Origin of the sequence: Thalassolituus hydrocarboniclasticus, from assembly GCF_025345565.1 — a bacterium.
Classification (GTDB): Bacteria; Pseudomonadota; Gammaproteobacteria; order Pseudomonadales; family Oceanobacteraceae; genus Venatoribacter; species Venatoribacter hydrocarboniclasticus.
In genome coordinates this window covers 3,060,203-3,083,084 of the sequence record NZ_CP054475.1, presented here as the reverse complement: position 1 = coordinate 3,083,084, position 22,882 = coordinate 3,060,203, and the positions used below count along the sequence as shown (strand labels likewise).

Annotated in this window: 22 protein-coding genes and 1 other RNA gene; 13 read left to right on the top strand and 10 right to left on the bottom strand. The window is 52.2% G+C overall.

Features of this window, described 5'->3' with window-relative positions; translation table 11 throughout:
- Positions 1 to 114 precede the first annotated feature (114 nt).
- The 3 genes from HUF19_RS13765 to smpB all read right to left on the bottom strand — a co-directional run bounded on the left by HUF19_RS13765 (position 115) and on the right by smpB (position 2,519).
- Positions 115 to 1,401 (bottom strand): methyl-accepting chemotaxis protein, encoded by a 1,287-nt coding sequence (locus tag HUF19_RS13765; protein WP_260997149.1) that lies wholly within the window; start codon positions 1,399 to 1,401, stop codon positions 115 to 117.
- 158 nt (positions 1,402 to 1,559) lie between these two features.
- Positions 1,560 to 1,915, bottom strand: a transfer-messenger RNA (tmRNA) gene (ssrA, locus tag HUF19_RS13760).
- Positions 1,916 to 2,036: 121 nt separating this feature from the next.
- Entirely contained in the window at positions 2,037 to 2,519 is a 483-nt protein-coding gene (smpB, locus tag HUF19_RS13755) for an SsrA-binding protein SmpB (protein WP_145466151.1), read from the bottom strand.
- A 118-nt stretch (positions 2,520 to 2,637) separates the two neighbouring features.
- Here smpB and HUF19_RS13750 point away from each other — a divergent pair, with 118 nt between their 5' ends.
- From HUF19_RS13750 to HUF19_RS13740, 3 genes are read left to right on the top strand one after another with little or no spacing between them, the layout of a single operon-like run.
- Positions 2,638 to 4,134 (top strand): sodium-dependent transporter, encoded by a 1,497-nt coding sequence (locus tag HUF19_RS13750; protein WP_260997148.1) that lies wholly within the window; start codon positions 2,638 to 2,640, stop codon positions 4,132 to 4,134.
- A 21-nt stretch (positions 4,135 to 4,155) separates the two neighbouring features.
- Positions 4,156 to 4,587 carry a type II toxin-antitoxin system RatA family toxin gene (locus HUF19_RS13745; protein ID WP_260997147.1) on the top strand — a complete coding sequence of 144 codons (432 nt, stop codon included), beginning with the start codon at positions 4,156 to 4,158 and terminating at the stop codon, positions 4,585 to 4,587.
- Positions 4,580 to 4,873, top strand: a complete 294-nt coding sequence (locus HUF19_RS13740; RefSeq protein ID WP_260997146.1) for an RnfH family protein — start codon at positions 4,580 to 4,582, stop codon at positions 4,871 to 4,873. Before HUF19_RS13745 ends, HUF19_RS13740 begins: the two co-directional genes overlap by 8 nt.
- Positions 4,874 to 4,948: 75 nt before the next feature.
- On the opposite strand, the gene HUF19_RS13735 is transcribed toward HUF19_RS13740, so the two are convergent.
- Entirely contained in the window at positions 4,949 to 5,347 is a 399-nt protein-coding gene (locus HUF19_RS13735; protein WP_260997145.1) for an outer membrane protein assembly factor BamE, read from the bottom strand.
- 111 nt (positions 5,348 to 5,458) lie between these two features.
- On the opposite strand from HUF19_RS13735, the gene fur reads away from it, so the two are divergent.
- Complete coding sequence (gene fur, locus HUF19_RS13730; RefSeq protein ID WP_260997144.1) at positions 5,459 to 5,866, top strand: ferric iron uptake transcriptional regulator; 408 nt, start codon at positions 5,459 to 5,461, stop codon at positions 5,864 to 5,866.
- Positions 5,867 to 5,934: 68 nt separating this feature from the next.
- Here the strand turns inward: fur and recN are convergent, their stop codons facing one another.
- Entirely contained in the window at positions 5,935 to 7,608 is a 1,674-nt protein-coding gene (gene recN, locus HUF19_RS13725) for a DNA repair protein RecN (protein WP_260997143.1), read from the bottom strand.
- A gap of 149 nt (positions 7,609 to 7,757) precedes the next feature.
- On the opposite strand from recN, the gene grpE reads away from it, so the two are divergent.
- From grpE to dapB, 4 genes are all read left to right on the top strand, one after another.
- The gene (gene grpE / locus HUF19_RS13720) at positions 7,758 to 8,333 is read left to right on the top strand and encodes a nucleotide exchange factor GrpE (RefSeq protein WP_260997142.1); all 576 of its coding nucleotides are present in this window, start codon (positions 7,758 to 7,760) and stop codon (positions 8,331 to 8,333) included.
- 116 nt (positions 8,334 to 8,449) lie between these two features.
- Positions 8,450 to 10,357, top strand: coding sequence for a molecular chaperone DnaK (dnaK, locus tag HUF19_RS13715; RefSeq protein WP_260997141.1), 1,908 nt, complete (start codon positions 8,450 to 8,452; stop codon positions 10,355 to 10,357).
- Positions 10,358 to 10,520: 163 nt separating this feature from the next.
- Complete coding sequence (gene dnaJ, locus HUF19_RS13710; protein WP_225693271.1) at positions 10,521 to 11,639, top strand: molecular chaperone DnaJ; 1,119 nt, start codon at positions 10,521 to 10,523, stop codon at positions 11,637 to 11,639.
- A gap of 105 nt (positions 11,640 to 11,744) precedes the next feature.
- Positions 11,745 to 12,548 (top strand): 4-hydroxy-tetrahydrodipicolinate reductase, encoded by an 804-nt coding sequence (gene dapB / locus HUF19_RS13705; protein ID WP_260997140.1) that lies wholly within the window; start codon positions 11,745 to 11,747, stop codon positions 12,546 to 12,548.
- 62 nt (positions 12,549 to 12,610) lie between these two features.
- Here the strand turns inward: dapB and HUF19_RS13700 are convergent, their stop codons facing one another.
- Entirely contained in the window at positions 12,611 to 13,219 is a 609-nt protein-coding gene (locus HUF19_RS13700; RefSeq protein ID WP_260997139.1) for a TetR/AcrR family transcriptional regulator, read from the bottom strand.
- 599 nt (positions 13,220 to 13,818) lie between these two features.
- Here HUF19_RS13700 and carA point away from each other — a divergent pair.
- Genes carA through greA form a run of 3 tightly spaced genes read left to right on the top strand, consistent with a single transcriptional unit; the run spans position 13,819 to position 18,706 of the window.
- Entirely contained in the window at positions 13,819 to 14,967 is a 1,149-nt protein-coding gene (gene carA / locus HUF19_RS13695; RefSeq protein WP_260997138.1) for a glutamine-hydrolyzing carbamoyl-phosphate synthase small subunit, read from the top strand.
- Positions 14,968 to 14,983: 16 nt separating this feature from the next.
- Positions 14,984 to 18,199, top strand: coding sequence for a carbamoyl-phosphate synthase large subunit (gene carB / locus HUF19_RS13690; protein ID WP_260997137.1), 3,216 nt, complete (start codon positions 14,984 to 14,986; stop codon positions 18,197 to 18,199).
- Positions 18,200 to 18,229: 30 nt separating this feature from the next.
- Positions 18,230 to 18,706 carry a transcription elongation factor GreA gene (gene greA, locus HUF19_RS13685; protein WP_260997136.1) on the top strand — a complete coding sequence of 159 codons (477 nt, stop codon included), beginning with the start codon at positions 18,230 to 18,232 and terminating at the stop codon, positions 18,704 to 18,706.
- A gap of 67 nt (positions 18,707 to 18,773) precedes the next feature.
- On the opposite strand, the gene HUF19_RS13680 is transcribed toward greA, so the two are convergent.
- The 3 genes from HUF19_RS13680 to HUF19_RS13670 form a co-directional block, all read right to left on the bottom strand.
- The gene (locus HUF19_RS13680; protein ID WP_260997135.1) at positions 18,774 to 19,295 is read right to left on the bottom strand and encodes an acyl-CoA thioesterase; all 522 of its coding nucleotides are present in this window, start codon (positions 19,293 to 19,295) and stop codon (positions 18,774 to 18,776) included.
- A 133-nt stretch (positions 19,296 to 19,428) separates the two neighbouring features.
- Entirely contained in the window at positions 19,429 to 19,944 is a 516-nt protein-coding gene (gene fabA, locus HUF19_RS13675) for a 3-hydroxyacyl-[acyl-carrier-protein] dehydratase FabA (RefSeq protein WP_260997134.1), read from the bottom strand.
- A 149-nt stretch (positions 19,945 to 20,093) separates the two neighbouring features.
- Positions 20,094 to 21,212, bottom strand: a complete 1,119-nt coding sequence (locus tag HUF19_RS13670) for a beta-ketoacyl-ACP synthase III (RefSeq protein WP_260997133.1) — start codon at positions 21,210 to 21,212, stop codon at positions 20,094 to 20,096.
- A 149-nt stretch (positions 21,213 to 21,361) separates the two neighbouring features.
- On the opposite strand from HUF19_RS13670, the gene HUF19_RS13665 reads away from it, so the two are divergent.
- Positions 21,362 to 21,748: a hypothetical protein gene (locus tag HUF19_RS13665; protein WP_260997132.1), complete on the top strand. Its 387-nt coding sequence runs from the start codon at positions 21,362 to 21,364 to the stop codon at positions 21,746 to 21,748.
- A gap of 5 nt (positions 21,749 to 21,753) precedes the next feature.
- Here HUF19_RS13665 and HUF19_RS13660 read toward each other — a convergent pair whose 3' ends face one another.
- Positions 21,754 to 22,056: a YhbY family RNA-binding protein gene (locus HUF19_RS13660; RefSeq protein WP_145466115.1), complete on the bottom strand. Its 303-nt coding sequence runs from the start codon at positions 22,054 to 22,056 to the stop codon at positions 21,754 to 21,756.
- A 137-nt stretch (positions 22,057 to 22,193) separates the two neighbouring features.
- Here HUF19_RS13660 and rlmE point away from each other — a divergent pair, with 137 nt between their 5' ends.
- On the top strand, positions 22,194 to 22,814 hold the full coding sequence (rlmE, locus tag HUF19_RS13655; RefSeq protein WP_145466112.1) for a 23S rRNA (uridine(2552)-2'-O)-methyltransferase RlmE: 621 nt from the start codon (positions 22,194 to 22,196) through the stop codon (positions 22,812 to 22,814).
- Positions 22,815 to 22,882: the final 68 nt, after the last annotated feature.

The window sequence follows — 22,882 nt, the reverse complement described above, 5'->3', positions numbered from 1 at the left end:
CTTGTGGGTGATCCTGGGGGGGGCTGAGGGATGGTAACGCTGTATAGCCTGATAGCTGAGAAGTATTAGCGCCACTGCAATGCGCCTCACCTGCGTATTGCAGCGGCCTGATATTCAGCTCAGGCGAAAGCCCTGAATCATGGTTTTTAATTTGTTGGCAATACCGGCCAGTTCCGACGATTTACTGCCGGTAGATTGGGCAGCCTCACGGGTGTAGACCGCAATTTCTTTGGCTTCCTGCAGGTTTTGGTTAATACCGCTGATAACGGTGCTTTGCTCTTCACTGGCGGCAGCAATTTCAGAGTTAAGGTCGTTAACGGTGTTGAGGCTGCCGAATAACCCCAGAATCTGCTCGTTGGCTTTGGCAAAGGATACCGCCATGGATGCGCTGGCCTCGGTGCTGTTGGTCATGGCCTCAATTGAACGACTGGCACTTTGTTTGAGGTTTTCAATCAGCCCCTGAATTTCTCCGGTACTGCTCTGGGTTTTACTGGCCAGGTTGCGTACTTCATCAGCAACTACAGCAAAACCGCGGCCTTGCTCTCCGGCCCGTGCCGCTTCGATGGCGGCGTTAAGGGCCAGCAGATTGGTTTGTTCTGCAATGCCACGGATGGTCTGCAGGATGCCGTAAATACCGTCGACCTGATTGCTCAGCTCGGCGACATCGGAAGAGCTGCTGTTAATAATATTACCCAGCTCTCCGAACTGATTATTCAGCGCTTTAATATCGCTGCTGAGTGCGCGGCCGGTACTGTTGACTTCAGATACCTGAGTGTGGGCCTGATGAACGTTGCGGGTAATCTCGGCAGACGCAGAAATAAGTTCACTCATGGCGCCGGACACGCTGTCCATAATACGTGACATATTCTGCGCATGATGGGTATTTTCGCTGGAGTTTGAATTGAGTACCGCAGAGCTTTGATTCAGTGCCTGCGAAGCTTCGGCCATGCCCGCCACCATATTATCAACACGCTGCATGAAATCGTTCAGGCGTACGGCCAGAGGGCGCAATTCATTCATATCCTGTAGCGGAACACGGTAAGAAAGTGGTGTTTCCGGTCTGGACAGGGTTTCAACGGAGGCGGTCAGATGGGTAAAACCATTGGTGATTCGGCGCACGGTAAGCAGAGCAAAAATAATCAGCACAATGGACATAGCGGTGAGAACGGGAATGGCAATGCTGGCCTGTTGGCTGAAAATCTCCTGCCATTGTTCGGCCATAAAGCGTTGCAGCTCCTGTCTTTCAGGCACACTGCTCTGCTTTGTAAGGTAGAGGGCGGTTTGTTCAATAAGATAATCACGCTGTGTCTGCATATCGGCAATGGCTTTGCCCATTACCAGAATAATAGTGAGGATAGCCGGCAGGGCTGCTGCAATTACCAGCTTGCGTTGTACTGTCATAGCAAAAAGCATCCATTCAGTATTAGAAGATGCTTTTATTGTAGACAAAAGTCTCAGGAGTGCATGGTGCTGTTATCGTTACCTATGGCAGCGATCTCTGTGGTGCGGAAGAAACAAAAAAGCCCTGGCCATTTCTGGTCAGGGCTTTTCTGTTTGTATGGTGGAGATGGCGGGATTTGAACCCGCGTCCGCCAATCCTCCACTAGAGGATCTACATGCTTAGCCGTCTCTATTGATTTAGTTCGTCACGGGCCGAGGGGCAGGCCGTTCAGAACGAGCTCGATTAAGTTTAACCTTTCAGCTCCGAGCGAAGCATCCGGGCGATCCTGTAAGACGTCGCCCTCGTCCCCCGGCTACAGGAACCCGAGTTCGGAGGTAAGCGGGCTTAAGCCGCTAGTGCGTAAGTTTCGTCGTTTGCGACTATAACTATGTATAACGTTTATTTACGAGATCGCTATACACTCTCGGCATGCACCCATAGCTTTGTAATCAACGTCGAATCCTAATCATCCCCGAATTCGTCGCCTGCTACTTGCTCAGGTCTTAGTGTCTTATATGAGGGCAGTCTGGTGTTTTTCAACCCCTGCCTGCCTGCAAACAAGATGAGTCAGCTTACCACAGTTGTCTGACATCTGTCAGCGGGTGGTGTGCTTCATGATCCGTTCTTTCTGCTTGGCCCAGTCACGATCTTTGGAAGCATCGCGTTTATCGTGGCTTTGCTTACCTTTGGCCAGAGCGATTTCTGCTTTGACGTTGGGGCCTTTCCAGTAAATCGCGGTGCAGACGCAGGTGTAACCCTTGGCCTGAATTTTCTGATTCAGACGGTCGATTTCACGGCGGTGCATCAGCAGTTTACGCTCACGCCGCGGTTCGGTAACGATGTGGGTCGACGCCTGTTTCAGCGGTGTGATCAGTGCGCCACTCAGCCAGGCTTCGCCTTTATGCATGACGATATAGGAATCGACCAGCTGACATTTGCCTTCGCGCAGGGCTTTTACTTCCCAACCGGTCAGCACCAGTCCGACTTCCAGTTTGTCTTCCAGGAAGTAATCGTGACGGGCTTTTTTGTTGAGGGCGATCGTGCCGCCATTTGTTTTGGGTTTTTTCTTGGTGCTCATGGCGGCGAGTATAACTGACGAAGTGTAGAAAAGGCAGTAGCTGTCGCGCTGCTTTGGGTTGAGGCGAGGGGGCAAATCCCGGACAATACGCCGAACTGAAGATTGGGTAAAAAGAACGATGAGCGCAGACAAACGCGGAGTGCACGGTATCTGGGGTAGCCGCTGGACATTTATTCTGGCCGCCACCGGATCGGCTGTCGGGTTGGGGAATATCTGGAAGTTTCCATATATTACAGGTGAAAACGGCGGTGGCGCTTTTGTTCTGATGTACCTGGTGTGCATTCTGGTCGCTGGTGTGCCGGTGATGATGGCTGAGGTACTGCTGGGCCGCAAAGGCCGGATGAGTCCGATTCATACCATGCAGGCGATGGCGCGCGAGAATAATGCTCCGCGGCTGTTTTCCGGTATCGGCTGGATGGGGGCGGTATCTGGCTTCTTTATTCTGTCGTTTTACAGCGTGATTGCCGGCTGGACGCTGGCCTATGTCGGCAAAATGGCATCAGGTGAATTTGCCGGAGCAACGGGGGAATTGGCTCAGGCCTCCTTTGGCGCGTTGCTGGGTGACCCATGGATGCTGCTTGGGCTGCACACCTTATTTATGCTGATGACCGGCTTTGTTATTGCCCGTGGCGTTAAGCACGGACTGGAAGACAGTGTCCGCCTGCTCATGCCGATGCTGTTCCTGATGCTGATTCTGTTGCTGGGCTACAGCATCACGACGCCGGGTTTTGTTCAGGGCTGGGATTTCCTCTTTATCTTTGATTTCAGCAAACTGACCACCCATAGCGTGGTTGTTGCTTTGGGTCACGCGTTCTTTACCCTGAGCTTGGGTATGGGCGCGATTATGGCATACGGCGCTTATATGCCGTCTCAGGCGTCACTGGGTAAGACCATTCTGGCGGTTGCCTTTCTGGACACTCTGGTGGCACTGGTTGCCGGCCTGATTATTTTCCCTATCGTGTTTTCGCATGGACTGGAGCCGGCATCTGGCCCAGGTCTGATATTCCAGACACTGCCTATCGCTTTCGGTGCTCTGCCGGGTGGAACCTTAATTGGTACGGCTTTCTTTGTTCTAGTGGTGATTGCGGCCTGGAGTTCGGCCATCTCGATTGCCGAGCCGGCGGTGGCCTGGGCGGTGGAAAATGGCTTCAGCCGGGCGAAGGCAACCTTTGGTGTCTGTTTCCTGGCCTGGTTGCTGGGGATTGGTTCGGTGCTGTCATTCAATGACTGGGGTGATGAGCAATTCTTTGTAACCGAAACCATCGCCACGACTGTGACTGACGCGACTACCGGTGAAGAAACACAGAGCAGTGAGTCTGTCTTCCATCTGTATGCCAACACCACCGCACTGAGTGAAGAGCCACTGGCGGAAGGAACTGAGCGCAGCGTGAAAGGTAAGACCTTCTTTGATCTGCTCGACTTTATCACGGCCAACGTCATGATGCCGCTGGGTGGCGTCTTTATCGCCATCTTCGTCGGCTGGTTTATGTCGCGTGAGTCGGTGGCTGCCGAAGCGCGGGTTAAAAGTCCGCTGCTGTTTAATATCTGGCGGTTTATGGTGCGCTATGTTTCACCGGCTGCGATTTTTATCATCTTTGTTGAAGGTCTTTCCTGAGACGGCGGAGAGCGAGTGTAAATGACCAGTATTACGCGCAGTGCGTTGGTGATGCATACCGCAGAGCAGATGTTTGATCTGGTAAACGATGTGCGCCGTTACCCTGAGTTTCTGCAGGGCTGCCAGGCGACAGAAGTATTGGCTGAGGGTGACGATTTTATCGAAGCCCGGCTGACCATTGCCAAAGCCGGTGTTAATCAGAGCTTCAGTACCCGCAATACACTGCAGCGTCCGGAACGTATGGAAATGCGGCTGGTGGATGGCCCGTTTACGCACTTTCATGGTGTCTGGCGTTTTCATCCGCTGTCCGATGAGGCCTGCAAGGTATCTTTGGATATGGATTTTGATGTCGGCAATAAACTGGCCGGTGTTGCTTTGGGGGCGGTTTTTAAACAGGTCGCCAATATGATGGTGGATGCCTTTGTTAAACGAGCAAAAGAAATTTATGGCTGACATGATCCGTGTTGAAGTGGCGTATGCATTGCCACATAAACAGAAAATTCTCAGTGTTGAGGTTGAAGAAGGTACCAGCATGCTGGAGGCTGTTCGGCAGTCAGGTATCGAAGCCGAGTTTCCGGAGTTGGTATTAGCAGAGGCAAAATTCGGTATTTTTGGCAAAGCATCGCGTGCACCGGAAACGGATGTCGTGCGGGATGGTGATCGTATAGAAATTTATCGCCCGCTGCTGATTGACCCCAAGCAGGCCCGCGCTAACCGGGCGGCAAAAGCGCAGAAGTAAGACGTCTGCGGATATTAATGCAAACATAAAAAAGCCAGGCATTGCCTGGCTTTTTTATGCTCAACAGATTGCATCTCAGATGTCGGTTGGCACAGTGTTAACCGATTTTTCCTCGGTTGGCAGGGTTTTCAGCTGGTCTTCTTCTTTGAAAGCCTGCTCCGGCAATGTACCTGTGTAGTGGGTGTAGTTGCCCTGAGCATCAAAGTAGACACTGATGGTGTAGTTTTTGATGACCTTGTCACGCTGTTCAAGGGTGTACAGATAATCCCAGCGTTGTTGTTCAAAAGGATTGCGAACCACCGGGTTGCCCATGACATATGCTACCTGGCGTGCGTTCATACCGGGCTTCAGCTGTTCCAGCATATCGGCAGTTACAATATTGCCCTGCTGCACGTTCAGTTTGTAGACGCCAGGGAAGACACAGCCGGAAAGGGTTGCAAAACCGAGTAAAAGGGTCAGAATTGGGATTCGCATAATAATTGGTGTTGTCTCTGAGTGCGTTGTAGTTGCATGGTGTTGCGTTGTGACTTAGACCCGCGATAATACCCGATAATTCAAGTTGCTGTGAAATATTCGAGGAAAGCAATGTCCGATCAGAACGTGGAGTTGCGTAAAGCAGGCCTTAAAGTCACTTTGCCGCGGGTGAAAATCCTGAGCATTCTGGAAACCAATATCGATGCACATATGAGTGCGGAAGATGTTTATAAATCTCTGATTGAAGCCGGTGAGGATGTTGGTCTGGCGACTGTGTATCGGGTACTGACTCAGTTTGAAAGTGCTGGTCTGGTGACCCGCCATAACTTTGATGGTGGTCATTCTGTGTTTGAACTGGCGCGTGGCGAGCACCATGATCATATGGTTAACGTTGATGACGGCACAGTGATCGAATTTACCAACGCCCAGATTGAACGCCTGCAGCATGAAATTGCCGAAGAACATGGCTTTGAGCTGGTTGAACACAGTCTGGTGCTGTACGTACGCAAGAAAAAGTAATCCTGCGCGACAGACATAAAAAAAGCAGCCATTGGCTGCTTTTTTTATGTCCGCCTGACGGCTGCGGCTTATCGGACCAGAGCCAGCATTTCCTGTGCATGGGCCAGGGTTTGTTTGGTGATATCGACGCCGCCCAGCATCCGCGCAATTTCCTCTGAGCGCTGTTTCTCACTCAGTTCACGCAGCTGGGTGTGGGTGGCGCTGTCACCACTGATTTTGCTTACCTGATAATGCTGATGTGCCTGGGCTGCGACCTGCGGCTGGTGGGTAACGCAGAGCACCTGGCTGTCTTTGCCCAAAGTCCGTAGCAGGCGGCCAACACGTTCAGCGGTACCGCCACCGATACCGACATCGACCTCATCAAAAATCAGACAAGGTGTTTCGCTGACAGCAGCGGTTACTACCTGAATGGCCAGACTGATACGGGCCAGTTCACCGCCAGAAGCGACTTTGGCCAATGGGCCGCCGGGCATGCCCGGGTTAGTCTGTACAAAAAAGCCGATCTGGTCGATACCGTGTTTGTTGCCACTTTCGGCGCTGCCGCTTTCAACCTGAGTGATAAAGCGGGCGCGACCCAGAGCCAGTGCTTCGAAGTGAGCTTCCACTTCGCTGTCCATCCGTGCTGCTGCGGCCTGACGGGCACTGCTGAGCTGTTGTGCCAGTGTGCTGTATTCCGCCTGCAGCTCCTGCACCTGCTGTTCAAGTTCAGCCAGATCTTCGTCGCTGAGATTCAGGCCGGCGAGCGCTTCTTCCTGCTCCTGCCAGTATGAGTGCAGTTGTTGTGGCTGAATCTGATGCTTGCGCGCCATGCTGTACAGGTCGCTGAGGCGGCTCTCAACCTGTTGCAGCCGGTGCGGATTAATATCGACCAGCTCAAGGTAGTGCTGCAGCGAACGACCGGCTTCTTCCAGCTGGATTTGTGCCTGTTGCAGCAAATCACGGGCTTCGTTCAGCAGCGGATGCTGGTCGTCGATATTATCGAGGCGGGTAATGGCCTGATAGGTCAGCTGGGTTGCGGCCAGCTCGCCGTTGTCATCGCCATAACAGGCGGCCATTGCATACTGGCCGTTAAGCAGCATGTTTTCGGCATTGGCCAGACGTTTATGTTCGGCTTCCAGCTCGTCCAGCTCGGTCTCTCCCGGTGCCAGCTGGCGCAGTTCTTCAACCTGATAGGTCAGCAGCTGGCGCTGGGCCGTTATTTCGGCACTTTCTTCCTGCAGCATGGCAAGGCGTTTGGCGTGTTGCTGCCATTCTGACCAGACCAGTGCTACCTCGGTTGCCTGCAGCTGCAGTCCGCCAAAAGCATCCAGCAGCTGGCGCGGGGTGTCTTTCTGCAGCAGGCGCTGATGGGCATGCTGGGAGTGAATTTCGATCAGATACTGGCCGATGTCTTTCAGGTCGTTGGCGGATGCGGGACGACCATTGATGTAGCCGCGTGAACGGCCTTCGGCGGAAATAATACGGCGCAGAATCACCCAGTCATCATCGGCGGGAATATCCCGCTGTTGCAACCATAGCCGTGCCTGTTCGTTCAGAGTGAACGAGGCGGACACTTCGGCTTTTTCGGCGTTGTTGCGCACGCAGCCGGCATCGGCGCGCTCGCCAAGGGTAAGCCCGAGCGCATCGAGCAGAATCGATTTACCGGCACCGGTTTCGCCGGTAATTACCGACATGCCGGGTTGCAGTTCAAGTTCCAGCTGATCGACTAACGCAAACTGATGAATGGACAGATGAGCCAGCATGGCGATGCTCCGTATCTGAATGGATATACAGTGTTTTTATATACAGTATTCGATTCTGTCAAGAGAATGTTGCAGGCTGGCCCTTGAATCTCATCCGTTCGTCCCCCATATAGCCGACAGTTTCGAAAACAGTGACCGAGGAAAGATAGATGTCGGAAGAGCAGAAGGTTCAAGAAGAACTCCAGGAGCAACTGGAGGCTGAAACTCCGGTGGATGCGGCGGATGCCACTGCCACAGAATCTGCTGATGATCAGCTTGCCAGCGCACTGCAGGAAGTGGCTGAGCTGAAAGAACAGGTATTGCGTGTTCAGGCAGAGATGCAGAACGTACGCCGTCGTGCTGAGCTGGATGTGGAAAAAGCCCATAAGTTTGGCGTTGAGAAGTTTGCCAACGAAATGCTGGCGACCGTCGATAATCTGGAACGCGCGCTGGCTGCGGCTGTTGCCGATGATGAAGCAACAAAAGCGATCCGCGAAGGCGTGGAAATGACCCTGAGCGGCCTGGTTGCCGGTCTGGAAAAATTCAAGGTGGAAAGTGTAGATCCGGTTGGCTCTGCGTTTAATCCGGAATTCCATCAGGCAATGGCCATGGTTGAGAATCCGGATGCCGCACCGAATACCGTTATTGCAGTGATGCAGAAAGGTTACACCCTGCAGGGACGTCTGTTGCGTCCGGCAATGGTGGTGGTGAGTAAAGGCGCACCACAAATCGACGAAAGCGCCTGATTTTATTGTTACCGGGGGCCTTGAAAGCCTGTTTCCCGGACTTATATAGAAAGCAACACAAATACAACGGTTAATAGTTCACGCAGCGTAAGCTGCCATGAATGGAGAATTGAAAAATGGGTAAGATTATCGGTATCGACCTGGGCACCACCAACTCCTGTGTGGCAATCCTGGATGGCGACAAAACCAAAGTGATTGAAAACGCTGAAGGCGATCGCACCACTCCTTCCGTCGTTGCTTATGCTGACGACGAAGTGCTGGTTGGCCAGTCAGCCAAGCGTCAGGCCGTCACCAACCCGAACAACACCCTGTTTGCGGTTAAACGTCTGATCGGTCGTCGTTTCAAAGACGACGTAGTACAGAAAGATATCTCCATGGTTCCTTACAAAATCATGGAAGCGGATAACGGTGATGCCTGGGTAGAAGTAAAAGGCGAAAAATACGCGCCACCACAAATCTCTGCTGAAATTCTGAAGAAAATGAAGAAAACCGCAGAAGATTATCTGGGCGAGAAAGTAACCGAAGCGGTTATTACCGTACCGGCTTACTTTAACGATTCCCAGCGTCAGGCAACCAAAGACGCCGGTAAAATCGCTGGTCTGGAAGTTAAGCGTATCATCAACGAGCCAACCGCAGCGGCTCTGGCTTATGGTATGGATAAAGAAGGCGGTGACCGTACCATCGCAGTCTATGACCTGGGTGGTGGTACCTTCGATATTTCCATTATCGAAGTGGCTGACGTTGACGGTGAAAAACAGTTCGAAGTATTGGCAACCAACGGTGACACGTTCCTTGGTGGTGAAGACTTTGACCTGCGTCTGATCGAATATTTAGCGGCTGAATTCAAGAAAGAAAGCGGCATCGATCTGCACAACGATCCACTGGCTCTGCAGCGTCTGAAAGAAGCTGCAGAAAAAGCCAAGGTTGAGCTGTCTTCTTCTCAGCAGACTGACGTCAACCTGCCGTACATCACGGCCGATGCGACTGGTCCTAAGCACTTAAACGTGAAAGTGACCCGTGCCAAGCTGGAGTCTCTGGTTGAAGAGCTGGTAACCCGCTCGCTGGAGCCTTGCCGTATCGCACTGAAAGATGCCGGCCTGAGCTCTGGTGAAATTGACGAAGTAATTCTGGTGGGCGGTCAGACCCGTATGCCACTGGTACAGAAGAGCGTTGCTGACTTCTTCGGTAAAGAACCACGTAAAGATGTGAACCCGGATGAAGCGGTGGCTGTTGGTGCTGCGATTCAGGGCGCCGTTCTGTCCGGTGATGTAAAAGACGTTCTGCTGCTCGACGTAACGCCGCTGACTCTGGGTATTGAAACCATGGGTGGCGTTGCAACGGCGGTTATTGAGAAAAACACCACGATTCCGACCAAGAAATCTCAGGTGTTCTCAACGGCGGATGACAACCAGACTGCGGTAACCATTCACGTGGTTCAGGGCGAGCGTAAGCAGGCTGCGCAGAATAAATCACTGGGTCGTTTTGACCTGGCCGATATTCCGCCGGCACCACGCGGTATGCCACAGATCGAAGTAACCTTCGATATCGATGCCAACGGTATTCTGAACGTGAGCGCGAAAGACAAGGCTACCGGTAAAGAGCAGTCGATCGTCATTAAGGCTTCTTCTGGTCTGAGCGATGAAGAGATCGAAAAAATGGTTGCTGATGCAGAAGCGAATGCCGATGCTGACCGCCAGTTCGAAGAGCTGGTGCAGGTGCGCAACACCGCCGATGGTCTGATTCACGCAACCAAGAAGACTCTGGAAGACGCGAAAGACAAGGTAACCGATGACGAGAAAACCGCCATCGAAAAAGCCATTGCCGATCTGGAAGCTGTGATCAAAGGCACCGATAAAGAAGAAATCGAAGCCAAGACTCAGGCTCTGACTGAAGCGTCCAGCTCTCTGGCTCAGCGTCTGTATGCCGAGCAGGCTCAGGCCCAGCAGGGTGGTGCAGAAGCTCAGTCCGGCAATCAGGACGATGACGTTGTTGACGCCGAGTTCGAAGAAGTTAAAGACAAGTAATTAACGGCTGCATCAGTCGTTAAGCGGACGCGGCAGTTTTCTTTCGGAAGCTGTCGCGTTTTGCTTTGTTATCACACCTCAGAAACGCCTGTGCGCGTGCTGGGTTTGTTCCTGTCGCCAGCGTTAATCAGCTTGTGGCGGCAGACAAAAAAACAGGTGAAGTATGTCTAAGCGAGATTATTACGAGGTTCTGGGCGTCAGTAAGGACGTCGATGGACCAACACTGAAAAAAGCTTACCGTAAGCTGGCGATGAAATATCACCCGGACCGTAATCCGGACGATAAAGATGCGGATGCCAAATTCAAAGAAGCAACCGAAGCTTACGAAGTGCTGGGCGATGAACAGAAGCGCCGTGCCTATGACCAGTACGGTCATGCCGGGGTGGATGGTCAGGCCGGCGGCGGCTTTGGCGGTGGCGGTGCTAACTTCAGCGATATTTTCGGTGATGTATTTGGCGATATTTTTGGCGGTGGTGGCCGTGGCCCGCGTGGTGGTCCACAGCGTGGTTCCGACCTGCGTTACACCATGGAGCTGACACTGGAAGAAGCGGTGCGTGGTGTAGAGAAGAAGATCCGCATTCCAACCCTGACCGCCTGTACCACCTGTGACGGCAGTGGCGCCAAGCCAGGCACCAAACCAAAAACCTGTAATACCTGTCATGGTGCCGGTCAGGTGCGTATGCAACAGGGCTTCTTCTCGGTGCAGCAGACCTGTCCGAGCTGTCGTGGTCAGGGTACGCAGATCGATGATCCCTGCACCAGCTGTCATGGCCGTGGCGTAAAAGAAGAAACCAAGACACTGTCGGTAAAAATTCCTGCAGGCGTGGATACCGGCGACCGTATCCGTTTATCCGGTGAAGGTGAAGCGGGAGCCATGGGTGGTCCGGCCGGTGATCTGTATGTGCAGGTCAGTGTACTGGAGCATAAGCTGTTCCATCGAGATGGCCGTAACCTGTATTGCGAAGTACCGATCAGTATCGTCGATGCGGCGCTGGGTGCTGAACTGGAAGTGCCAACGCTGGATGGCCGGGTAAAACTGAAAATTCCGGCAGAGACCCAGAGCGGCAAGCAGTTCCGTCTGCGCGGTAAAGGTGTGTTGCCGGTTCGCGGTGGCCCGGCGGGTGATTTGCTCTGCCGTGTGCAGGTCGAAACTCCGGTCAGCCTTAACGCTGAGCAGAAAGATCTGCTGATGAAGTTCCAGGCTTCTCTGACCGGTGAGAAACACTCGCCACAGAAGAAAAGCTGGTTTGAAGGCGTGAAGAAGTTCTTTGAAGAAATCTGAGCGGCTTTAAACCCTGCAGGCGCAGCCTTAGGGCTGCGCCTCGCATCTCCTGCCGAATCGCTATATCCTTAGCGCCATTCTGAAATTCTGTCTGGGTATTTTTACATGACACGCATTGCAATTACCGGTGCTGCCGGACGTATGGGGCGGGTGCTGATCGAAGCAGTCCGTAATGCTGACGACGCAGAACTGGGAGCAGCCATTGTTCTGGCCGATGATCCGCTGGCGGGCGTTGATGCCGGTGCCATTGCTGGTTTGGGCGTTACGCTGAATGTTGTTGCGGCAACCTCTGTTGAAGCTGTGCTGGATCAGTTTGATGTGCTGATCGACTTTACCGCACCAGCGGCTACCATGGCCAATATTGAACTGTGCCGTAAGGCCGGTAAAAGTATTGTGATTGGTACCACCGGCCTGAGTGACGAACAGAAAGCTGAGATGAAAGTTGCAGCCGCTGATATGGGCATTGTGTTCGCGCCGAATTATTCGGTCGGTGTGAATCTGTGTCTGAACCTGCTGCGTATGGCTGCCTCCGTTATGGGTGAAGACAGTGATATCGAAGTGGTGGAAATGCATCACCGTCACAAAGTCGATGCGCCATCCGGTACCGCCTTGCGTATGGGCGAAGTCGTCGCAGAAACCCTCGGCTGGGATTTAAAAGAAGTTGCTGTGTATGGCCGTGAAGGTTACACCGGCGCCCGTCCGCAAAAACAGATTGGTTTTGAAACCATCCGTGGCGGCGATGTGGTCGGTGATCATACCGTGATGTTTGCCACCGAAGGTGAGCGTGTGGAAGTAACGCACAAAGCACAAAGCCGTATGACCTTTGCCAAAGGCGCAGTACGTGCCGCTAAGTGGGTGAGCACTCAGCCAAATGGTCTGTACGATATGCAGGATGTATTGGGGTTCTGATATTTTCCTGAGTACAAAAAAGCCGCTCACTGAGCGGCTTTTTTGTGGCTGCGGGGCAGGCTTCAGGCTTTAACGCCCAGCATATGATCGAAACCGCGTTCGACCATTTTTTCCATGCCGCGCGGTTTGCCGTTCGGATCAAACACCATGGATACCAGCATCTGAGCATTACCAAGCGCCCAGCGGGCACGTTCTTTCGGCGCCAGACCCTGTTCCAGAATGCCTTTCTTGATGCCTTTGTCGATTTGCTTGGCAATCAGCTCCAGTAATTTATTCTGGAATTCCAGATACTGTGGCCAGATTTCATCACGTACCGAAGCGCTCCATTCCAGCCAGACCTTAATGTAATCCGGATTTTCTTCGCAGGCGTTCATAAATGCCTTTACATGCGAACGGATGGCTTCCAGAGGATTGTCCTCTTCTGCGTAAACGGACTCAGCCAGATTCAGCAGAAAGTTTTCTACTTCTTCCAGAACAGCTTCAACCAGAGCTTCGCGGGTTTTAAAGTAATTAAATACTGTTGCTACGGATACTCCACCGATTTCCGCGATTTCTGTATGACCGCCACGACCGATTCCGCGACGTGCGAATACCTGAACGGCATTAGTTAACAGTAAGCGTTTGCGCTCTTCCGGTTGCAGGCGACGACGACCATCTACGGCTACAGGCATGGGGCAGACCTCTTCATTATGGTTTTAATTGTAGTGTCCTTAGTTTCTTGACTTATCAGTCAGATATTTAATTATTTAAAAATATCTTTAACTGTTAATGAGTCAGACAGTAGTTTTCCCTCTCAATAGATAACAATGAAATGATTCATTTGATTCTGAGTGAAGTAATATTAAGTGTATATTTGTATGTTACATAATGTAACTTTGTGTAACTGATGATTTGGTGTGAGGCTTGTCATTTATTTTTCCGCTTCAGTGAGTGGCGTTTTGCCGGATATGGCCACCCAGATATCAGCCGGAAAGCAGTGCAGCTGTCGTGTGAAGACAGGGGGTGATCTGTCAATGCACTGTTAGTGCACAATCGACCACCTTTAATGGACACAAGACCCTGTTTTCAGTATCATTTAGGGTTAGTTTATACACGCACTGCGGTGATCGTTTTTTGTCACCGGAATCCGCTATCAGTCCATAGCGAGTCATAAGCGGGATGGAGTCGATTTGTCGCCATTCCGCTTTTTTACGACTGCAGATTCTGGTTCAGACCTCCTCCGGCCCGGTGCGGTAGTCTGCAAGTTTATTCTTTGTTCGGGGATTTAGCCTTGTCTACGCCAGCCATTCTAGCTCTTGAGGACGGCAGTATCTTCAAAGGTACCAGCATCGGTGCCGAAGGCCTGTCAGTGGGAGAAGTTGTTTTCAACACCTCCATGACCGGTTATCAGGAGATTCTGACCGACCCTTCCTACGCCAACCAGATCGTCACTCTGACCTATCCACATATTGGTAACTACGGTACCAACAGCGAAGATGAAGAATCCAATGGCATTTATGCCAAAGGTCTGGTGATCCGCGACCTGCCGCTGATCGCATCCAACTTCCGCAGTGAACAGGCACTGGATGTTTACCTGAAAGAGCGCAATGTGCTGGGCATTGCCGATATCGATACCCGCCGCCTGACCCGTATTCTGCGTGAAAAAGGCTCCCTTAATGGCGCCATTCTGGCGGCTGCAGATGCGCATTCTGAAGAGAATGTGGCGAAGGCACTGGCCGAAGCCAAAGCTTTCCCGGGCCTGAAAGGTATGGATCTGGCGAAAGAAGTGACTGTTAAAGAAGCTTACCGCTGGACTCAGACTGACTGGACGCTGGGCAAGGGTTATGGCGAGCTGAGCGAACCAAAATTCAAAGTCGTGGCGTACGACTTCGGCGTTAAGCGCAATATCCTGCGTCTGCTGGCTGAGCGTGGTTGTGAGCTGACGGTTGTTCCGGCACAGACTCCGGCTGCTGAAGTGCTGGCGATGAATCCGGACGGTGTTTTCCTGTCCAACGGCCCTGGCGATCCGGAGCCTTGTGATTACGCCATCAAAGCGATTCAGGAGATTCTGGAAACCAATATCCCGGTGTTCGGTATCTGTCTGGGTCACCAGCTGCTGGCTCTGGCCTCCGGTGCCAAAACCATGAAGATGGGTCATGGTCACCACGGTGGTAACCACCCGGTGCAGGATCTTGAATCCGGCAAGGTGATGATTACCTCACAGAACCATGGTTTTGCGGTAGAAGAGAGCACGCTGCCAGCCAACCTGAAGGCGACCCATAAGTCGCTGTTCGATGGCACGCTGCAGGGTATCGCCCGCACTGATAAGCCTGCCTTCAGTTTCCAGGGTCACCCGGAAGCCAGTCCTGGCCCGCGCGATGTCGCGCCGTTGTTCGACCACTTTATTGATTTGATTGTTGCTGCCAAGGCCGCCCAATAACAGGACAGACTGAGTTATGCCAAAACGTACTGACATAAAAAGTATTTTGATCATTGGCGCCGGCCCTATCGTTATCGGCCAGGCCTGTGAATTTGACTACTCCGGCGCTCAGGCCTGTAAGGCTCTGCGTGAAGAGGGCTACCGTGTAATTCTGGTGAACTCTAACCCGGCGACCATCATGACCGATCCGTCGATGGCGGATGCAACCTATATCGAACCGATTACCGTTGAAGCGGTTGCCAAAATCATCGAGAAAGAGCGTCCGGATGCACTGCTGCCAACCATGGGTGGCCAGACTGCACTGAACTGTGCGCTGGGTCTGGAAGCGGCTGGTGTACTGGAAAAATTCGGCGTGGAAATGATCGGTGCCAATGCCGACACCATCGACAAAGCCGAAGACCGTAACCGCTTTGATAAGGCGATGAAAAAAATCGGCCTCGAGTGTCCGCGCGCCGGTATTGCGCACAGCATGGAAGAAGCCCGCGAAGTCCAGAAAACTCTGGGCTTCCCGTGCATCATCCGTCCGTCCTTCACCATGGGCGGCACCGGTGGCGGTATTGCTTACAACAAAGAAGAATTCGAAGAAATCTGTACCCGTGGTCTGGACCTGTCGCCAACCAACGAGCTTTTGATCGACGAATCCCTGATCGGCTGGAAAGAATATGAGATGGAAGTTGTGCGTGATAAAAACGACAACTGCATCATCATCTGTTCCATCGAAAACTTCGACGCTATGGGTGTGCACACCGGTGACTCCATCACCGTTGCTCCGGCACAGACCCTGACCGATAAAGAATATCAGATCATGCGTGACGCCTCTTTGGCGGTGCTGCGTGAAATCGGTGTGGAAACCGGTGGTTCTAACGTGCAGTTCGGTATGGATCCGAAAACCGGCCGTATGGTCGTGATCGAGATGAACCCGCGTGTATCCCGTTCCTCGGCGCTGGCTTCCAAAGCAACCGGTTTCCCGATTGCTAAAGTGGCGGCCAAGCTGGCTGTGGGTTACACCCTGGATGAACTGCAGAACGATATTACCGGTGGTCGCACGCCGGCATCGTTTGAGCCGTCGATCGACTACGTGGTTACCAAAATTCCACGTTTCACCTTCGAGAAATTCCCACAAGCCGATGGTCGTCTGACCACGCAGATGAAATCTGTGGGCGAGGTAATGGCGATTGGCCGTACTCAGCAGGAATCTCTGCAGAAAGCACTGCGCGGTCTGGAAGTCGGTTCTACCGGTTTTGATCCGAAAGTGGATCTGAACGATGCCGGCAGCAAAGACAAAATTATCTCTGAACTGCGTGTACCTGGTGCCGACCGTATCTGGTACGTGGGTGATGCCTTCCGTGCCGGTATGAGCGTTGACGAAATTTACCAGCACTCCGGTATCGATCCGTGGTTCCTGGTGCAGATCGAAGATCTGATCAAAGAAGAAAGCAATGTTGCGCAGAGCAGCCTGACGTCAATGGATGCCGACCGCATCTTCCGTCTGAAGCGTAAAGGTTTCTCCGATGCGCGCCTGTCAGCACTGCTGGGCGTGACCGAAAAAACCTTCCGCAAGCAGCGCCAGAAGCTGGGCATCCGTCCGGTGTACAAGCGTGTGGATACCTGTGCGGCTGAATTCGCCACCGACACGGCTTATATGTACTCCACGTACGAAGAAGAGTGTGAAGCGAATCCGTCTGATCGCGAGAAAATCATCGTTCTCGGTGGTGGCCCGAACCGTATTGGTCAGGGTATCGAATTCGATTACTGCTGTGTGCACGCCGCACTGGCAGCAAAAGAAGAAGGTTACGAAGCCATCATGGTTAACTGTAACCCGGAAACCGTTTCTACCGACTACGACACCTCCGACCGTCTGTACTTTGAGCCTGTGACTCTGGAAGACGTACTGGAAATCGTCGATCGTGAAAAGCCAAAAGGCGTAATCGTACAGTACGGTGGTCAGACGCCGCTGAAACTGGCCGACGAGCTGGAAGCTGCGGGTGTGCCGATCATCGGTACTTCTCCGGAAGCGATCGACCGTGCCGAAGACCGTGAGCGCTTCCAGCAGATGATTCAGCGTCTGGGTCTGAAGCAGCCGGTTAACGCTACTGTTACTTCGGCTGAAGAAGCGGTAATTAAAGCTGCAGAAATCGGTTACCCGCTGGTGGTTCGCCCATCCTATGTTCTGGGTGGCCGGGCGATGGAAATCGTCAACAACGAAGCCTCGCTGCGTCGTTACATGACTGAAGCGGTAAAAGTATCCAACGATTCTCCGGTACTGCTGGATTACTTCCTGGATCGTGCAGTAGAAGTTGATATCGACGCTATCTGTGACGGTGAGCAGGTTGTGATTGGCGGTATCATGCAGCACATCGAACAGGCCGGTATTCACTCCGGTGACTCCGCCTGTTCTCTGCCGCCATACAGCCTGCCGGCTGATGTGCAGGATGAAATGCGCAAGCAGGTTGCCGCGATGGCGCTGGAGCTGGGTGTGGTTGGTCTGATGAATACTCAGCTGGCATGGCAGGATGGCGAGATCTACGTGATCGAAGTTAACCCGCGTGCTTCCCGTACCGTGCCGTTTGTGTCCAAGTGTATTGGCACCTCTCTGGCGGCGGTTGCGGCCAAAGTTATGACCGGCAAGAAGCTGTCTGAGCTGGGCTTTACCAAGGAAATTATTCCACCGTATTTCTCAGTAAAAGAAGCGGTATTCCCGTTCAATAAATTCCAGGGTGTTGACCCGATTCTTGGACCGGAAATGAAATCTACCGGTGAAGTCATGGGTGCCGGTAAAACCTTCGGCGAAGCCTTCTTTAAGGCACAGCTGGGTGCCGGTGCCAAACTGCCGGACAGCGGTGTGGCTTTTGTATCGGTACGTGATGCCGATAAAGCCGGTGTGGTTGCCGTTGCTGAAGGTCTGATTGAGCGCGGCTTTAAACTGGTCTCTACCGAAGGTACCTGCAAAGTGCTGCAGGCTGCTGGTGTGGCCGTTGAGCGCGTGAGCAAGGTGACCGAAGGTCGTCCACATATTGTGGATATGATTAAAAATGACGAGATTTCTCTGATTGTGAATACCACCGATGGCCCGCAGGCCATTGCAGATTCTGCCGACATCCGTCGCAGCGCGCTGCAGCACAAAGTGTATTACACAACGACTCTGGCCGGTGCTGAAGCGGTGGTTGAAGCGCTGCGTTCAGAAGGTCTGAAAGAAGTTCGTCGTCTGCAGGAACTGCATGCGACCATTTAATGGTCGCATTCAATTAGGGAGTCAGAATATATGCAAAAGTATCCAATGACTGTTGAAGGCGAAGCCTCACTGCGTGAAGAGCTTCAGCGTCTGAAAACAGTTGATCGTCCGCGCGTTATTGCGGCGATTGCAGAGGCGCGCGAGCACGGCGACCTGAAAGAAAACGCTGAATATCATGCTGCCCGTGAGCAGCAGGGCTTTATTGAAGGCCGTATTCAGGATATCGAAGGTAAGCTGTCTAATGCTCAGGTTATCGATATTAAAACCATTCCGCATACCGGAAAGGTTTTGTTCGGTACCACGGTGCGCATCATTAATGTGGATACCGATGCTGAAGTGGAATACCGCATTGTTGGTGAAGACGAGGCGGATATTAAAGCGAACCGTATTTCCATTTCTTCACCGATTGCGCGTGCGCTGATCGGTAAAGAAGAAGGGGATGTGGTTACCGTTCAGATTCCCAGTGGTACTGTAGAGTATGAAATTGACGAAGTAAGACACGCCTGATTTCTGCTTTTCAGTCCATAAAAAAACCGCGCAATGCGCGGTTTTTTTATGTCTGATCAGTAACTGCTCAGGGGCAGGGAATCAGCGGTAAATCATCGAAATCATCTGAGCCATCATCCCTCTCAATCGCACGCATCATTGCCTGCAGTTTCTTCTGCGCTTCGCGGCGTTTCAGGGCTTTGTTCCAGCGGCGGATCTGAACTTCGTTTTTTAATTCAAGTTCAGGTACCGGAGTCGGCTTGTTGTCGTCGCCCATGGCGACCATGGTGAAAAAACAGGTATGAGTATGACGTACGGTGCGCTGTTTAATATCTTCGGCAACGACCTTGATGCCGATTTCCATCGACGTTCGGCCGGTATAGTTAATAGTCGCCAGGCAGGTAATTAATTCGCCGATTAATATGGGCTCTTTAAACAGCACATTATCGACGGACAGGGTGACGGCGTAATGACCGCTGTAGCGCATGGCGCAGGTGTAGGCAACCTTATCCAGCAGTTTGAGTAACTCGCCACCGTGCATATTGCCGGAGAAGTTGGCCATGTCCGGAGTAACCAGAACGGTCATCTCGGTTTGTATGATCTGTCCCACAGGGATTCCTCACTGAATGATACTGCCAGTTTAGCGGAAATCGGTGCGGAAAAAATGGGGGAGTGTTGCTGAGCTCAGACTCTGTCAACAATGACAGAGTCTGATTGCGGATGCTTTGGAGAAAGCTCAGTGGTCAGAAGTTTTCGGTGGAGGTAAATAAACCAACACGCAGATCTTTGGCGGTGTAAATCTCACGGCCATCCACTTCCATAGAAGCGTCAGCAATACCCATCACCAGTTTCTGTTCCATCACGCGCTTAATGTCGATACGGTAAGTCACTTTTTTCGCGGTTGGTAAAACCTGGCCACGGAATTTAACTTCGCCACAGCCCAGTGCGCGGCCACGGCCAGGATTGCCGCGCCAGCCAAGGAAGAAACCAACCAGCTGCCACATGGCATCCAGACCCAGACAGCCAGGCATTACCGGGTCGCTTTCAAAGTGGCAGTCAAAAAACCACAGTGATGGATCAATATCCAGTTCGGCAATAATTTCGCCTTTGCCGTAAGCGCCACCTTCACTGCTGATGTGCACGATGCGATCCATCATCAGCATGTTAGGCAGTGGCAGCCGTGCATTGCCTTCACCAAACAATTCACCGTGGCCGCAGGCCAGCAGTTGTTCACGGTTAAAGGAGTTTGGGTGAGTCATGCAGTTTCCTCTTCTGGTCTTTAGGGTCGTTATAAGTATGCCGGTACACTGACATATTTACAGCATGATAGCCAATGAAGGTTTTTTGAATAAAAGGAATTAATGGCCAGTATTTCCGGCGCAGGTTGCGCCGGGAAACCGGTTTCTGATCAGAGTTTTTCGACCAGCAGGCTGCCGATGGAATATCCTGCGCCAAAAGAACAGATCAGGCCTTTGTCGCCAGTCTTAAAATCATCTTTATAGCGGTGGAAAGCAATCACCGAACCGGATGACGCTGTGTTGGCAAATTCGTCCAGTACCACTGGTGCTTCATCGCCTTCGGGCAGACGGCCAAGGAGCTTTTTAACGGCGAATAAATTCATGTTGATATTCGCCTGGTGCAGCCACATACGTTTCAGCGCAGAGGCTTCTACTTTATTGTCTGCCAGTTCGCTTTCAATAAAGTTTGTCACCAGTGGCAGCAGCTCTTTGAATACTTTACGTCCCTGTTGTTTGAAGGCGTAACGGTTGTCCGGCACATTTTCAAAACAATGGTCAGCATAGGATGCATCACAACGGATATTGTCTGAGTACTGGGTGAACTGCCTGGTGCTCAGAATGCGGAAAGCGTGCTTGGATGTGGCTGTTTCTTCAGGTTCCAGAATCGCTGCGGTAGCAACATCACCAAAAATAAAATGGCTGTCGCGATCGCGGAAATCAAGTCCCGGGGTGGTGAATTCCGGGTTTATAAATAACACACATTTTGCTGTGCCGGCTTTCAGTGCAGTGTAGGCATTGATCAGACCGAAGGTTGCGGATGAGCAGGCAATGCCCATGTCGTAAGCAAAGCCTTTGACGCCCAGTTCGCGCTGAATCTCAACCGACATACCCGGATAATCGCGCTGACGGAAAGTGCTGGATACAATGATCATGTCGATATCGTCAGCGGTCTTGCCGGCCTGCTCCATGGCTTCGCGTGCTGCGGCAACGCCCATAGTAACCATTTCCGGAGTAGCGCCTTCCTGTGTCATCGGAAATACAGGATGCATGATGTCCGGATTGACGATGCCGTCTTTGTACATGGCGTAGCGTGCCTTGATGCCGGAAGCCTTCTCAATAAATTCGCTGCTGGATAATGGCAGGGCTTCAGTCTCGCCGCTGGCAATGGCGTCCGCATGTTCTTCGTTAAAGCGGTTTGCATAGGTATTGTAGGCTTCTACCAGTTCATCGTTGGTGATGGTAAAAGGCGGGATGAACAGGCCGGAGCCGGAGATTACGATATCGGACATGAGCATTGAAACCTTACTTTTTTCACTATTATCACCGGAACAGTCCGCTCTTCCAACTCCCCTTTGGTGTAAGCTTGTTAATACTGACTTGAGACAGACAATCAGGCCAGGCGTGCTTCTTTCTGCTTTATCCGCACGGAGTCAGCGTTATGGTTCGGCAGTATCTGATTTTATTCCGCACATTCTGGCTGGGCGGGCTCTGGAGCTGTGCTTATGTTGTGCGCCCTTTGCTGGAGCATCGCGGCTTTTTTCCACAGCATGGTATGGATGTGATGCACGTGATGGTAGGGCTTGGCGTAGTCTGTGGTGGACTTATTCTGCTGCTGGGTTTGCTGTTTCACGCGCTTAGCTGGCGTCAGTTGCCCGTGCAGTTGATATCGATTATGACGTTTCTGTCACTGGTGTATTTCGCATTTATGCCATGGTGGAAGCTACAGATGATGCTGGTGCATTCCATATCCGTGCTGGGTCTGATCTGGTTGCTGATCGCGCCGCTGTCTGTCGTCCGCCGGGATCGCTCACCGGCGGAACGATAAAGCAATCAGCGTTTCAGGTTGGACAGCTTGGGATTCGCTTTTGGGTTGCGACGCAGCAATAACGCGGTGTTGCCAATCTGTTGCGGCATTTCTGCACCGGTGATGCGCAGGATTTCAGCCAGAACTTCTTTTTTAACATCACGGTCACCGACCGATACTTTGATTTTGATCAGTTCGTGATCGTTCAGGGCGCGGTTCAGCTCGTCAATGACGCCTTCAGTCAGGCCATTGGCGGCAACGGTGACAATCGGATTCAGTGTGTGGCCGATGGCACGATAGGCCTTTTTCTGTTCGTTTGATAATGCCATATAGGTTCGGAAGCTCTGTAGTTCGGTAGTAAAGTGGTTCGGTGGTAAACTTACCGTTTTATACGGCGTAGACCCTTGGGCTTGTTTCCACGAGTTAAACAGACCCTAGTATACCTGACCTTGGAGCAAGTACCTGCATGGCGCGTTCAAAAACCAGTGCCGATTGGCTGAAAGAGCATGTTGATGACATTTATGTGCAGAAAGCACAACAGGATGGTTACCGCACGCGTGCCAGTTACAAACTGATTGAACTTGATGAAAAAGACCAGCTCATAAAGCCCGGTATGACCATTATTGATCTGGGATCGGCCCCGGGTGGCTGGTCACAGGTGGTCGGGCGCAAGCTGAATGGCAAAGGCGTTGTCATTGCCTCCGATATTCTGCCGATGGATCCGATTGCCGACGTCGAGTTTATTCAGGGTGACTTCACCGAAGAAGCCGTTTTTAACGAATTGATGGCAATTGTCGATGGTCGTCCGGTTGACCTTGTAATCTCCGATATGGCCCCCAATATGAGTGGAGTAGCCTCCATTGATCAGCCCGGTTCCATGTACTTGGTAGAGCTGGCGCTGGATATGGCGCGGCAGGTGTTGCGTCCTAATGGTCAGTTTGTCGCCAAAGTGTTCCAGGGTGATGGTTTTGATGAGTACGTAAAGGACGTAAGACAATCCTTTACAAAAGTTTTGATTCGTAAGCCCAAAGCGTCGCGTCCGCGCTCGCGCGAGGTTTACGTCGTTGGGAAAGGTTTCCGCGCTTAGCCATTGCTTGCTAAGCTAGACAGTTAAAAGAAGGGAAGTCGGGATATGGCCCGACTCCGCAGCCAATG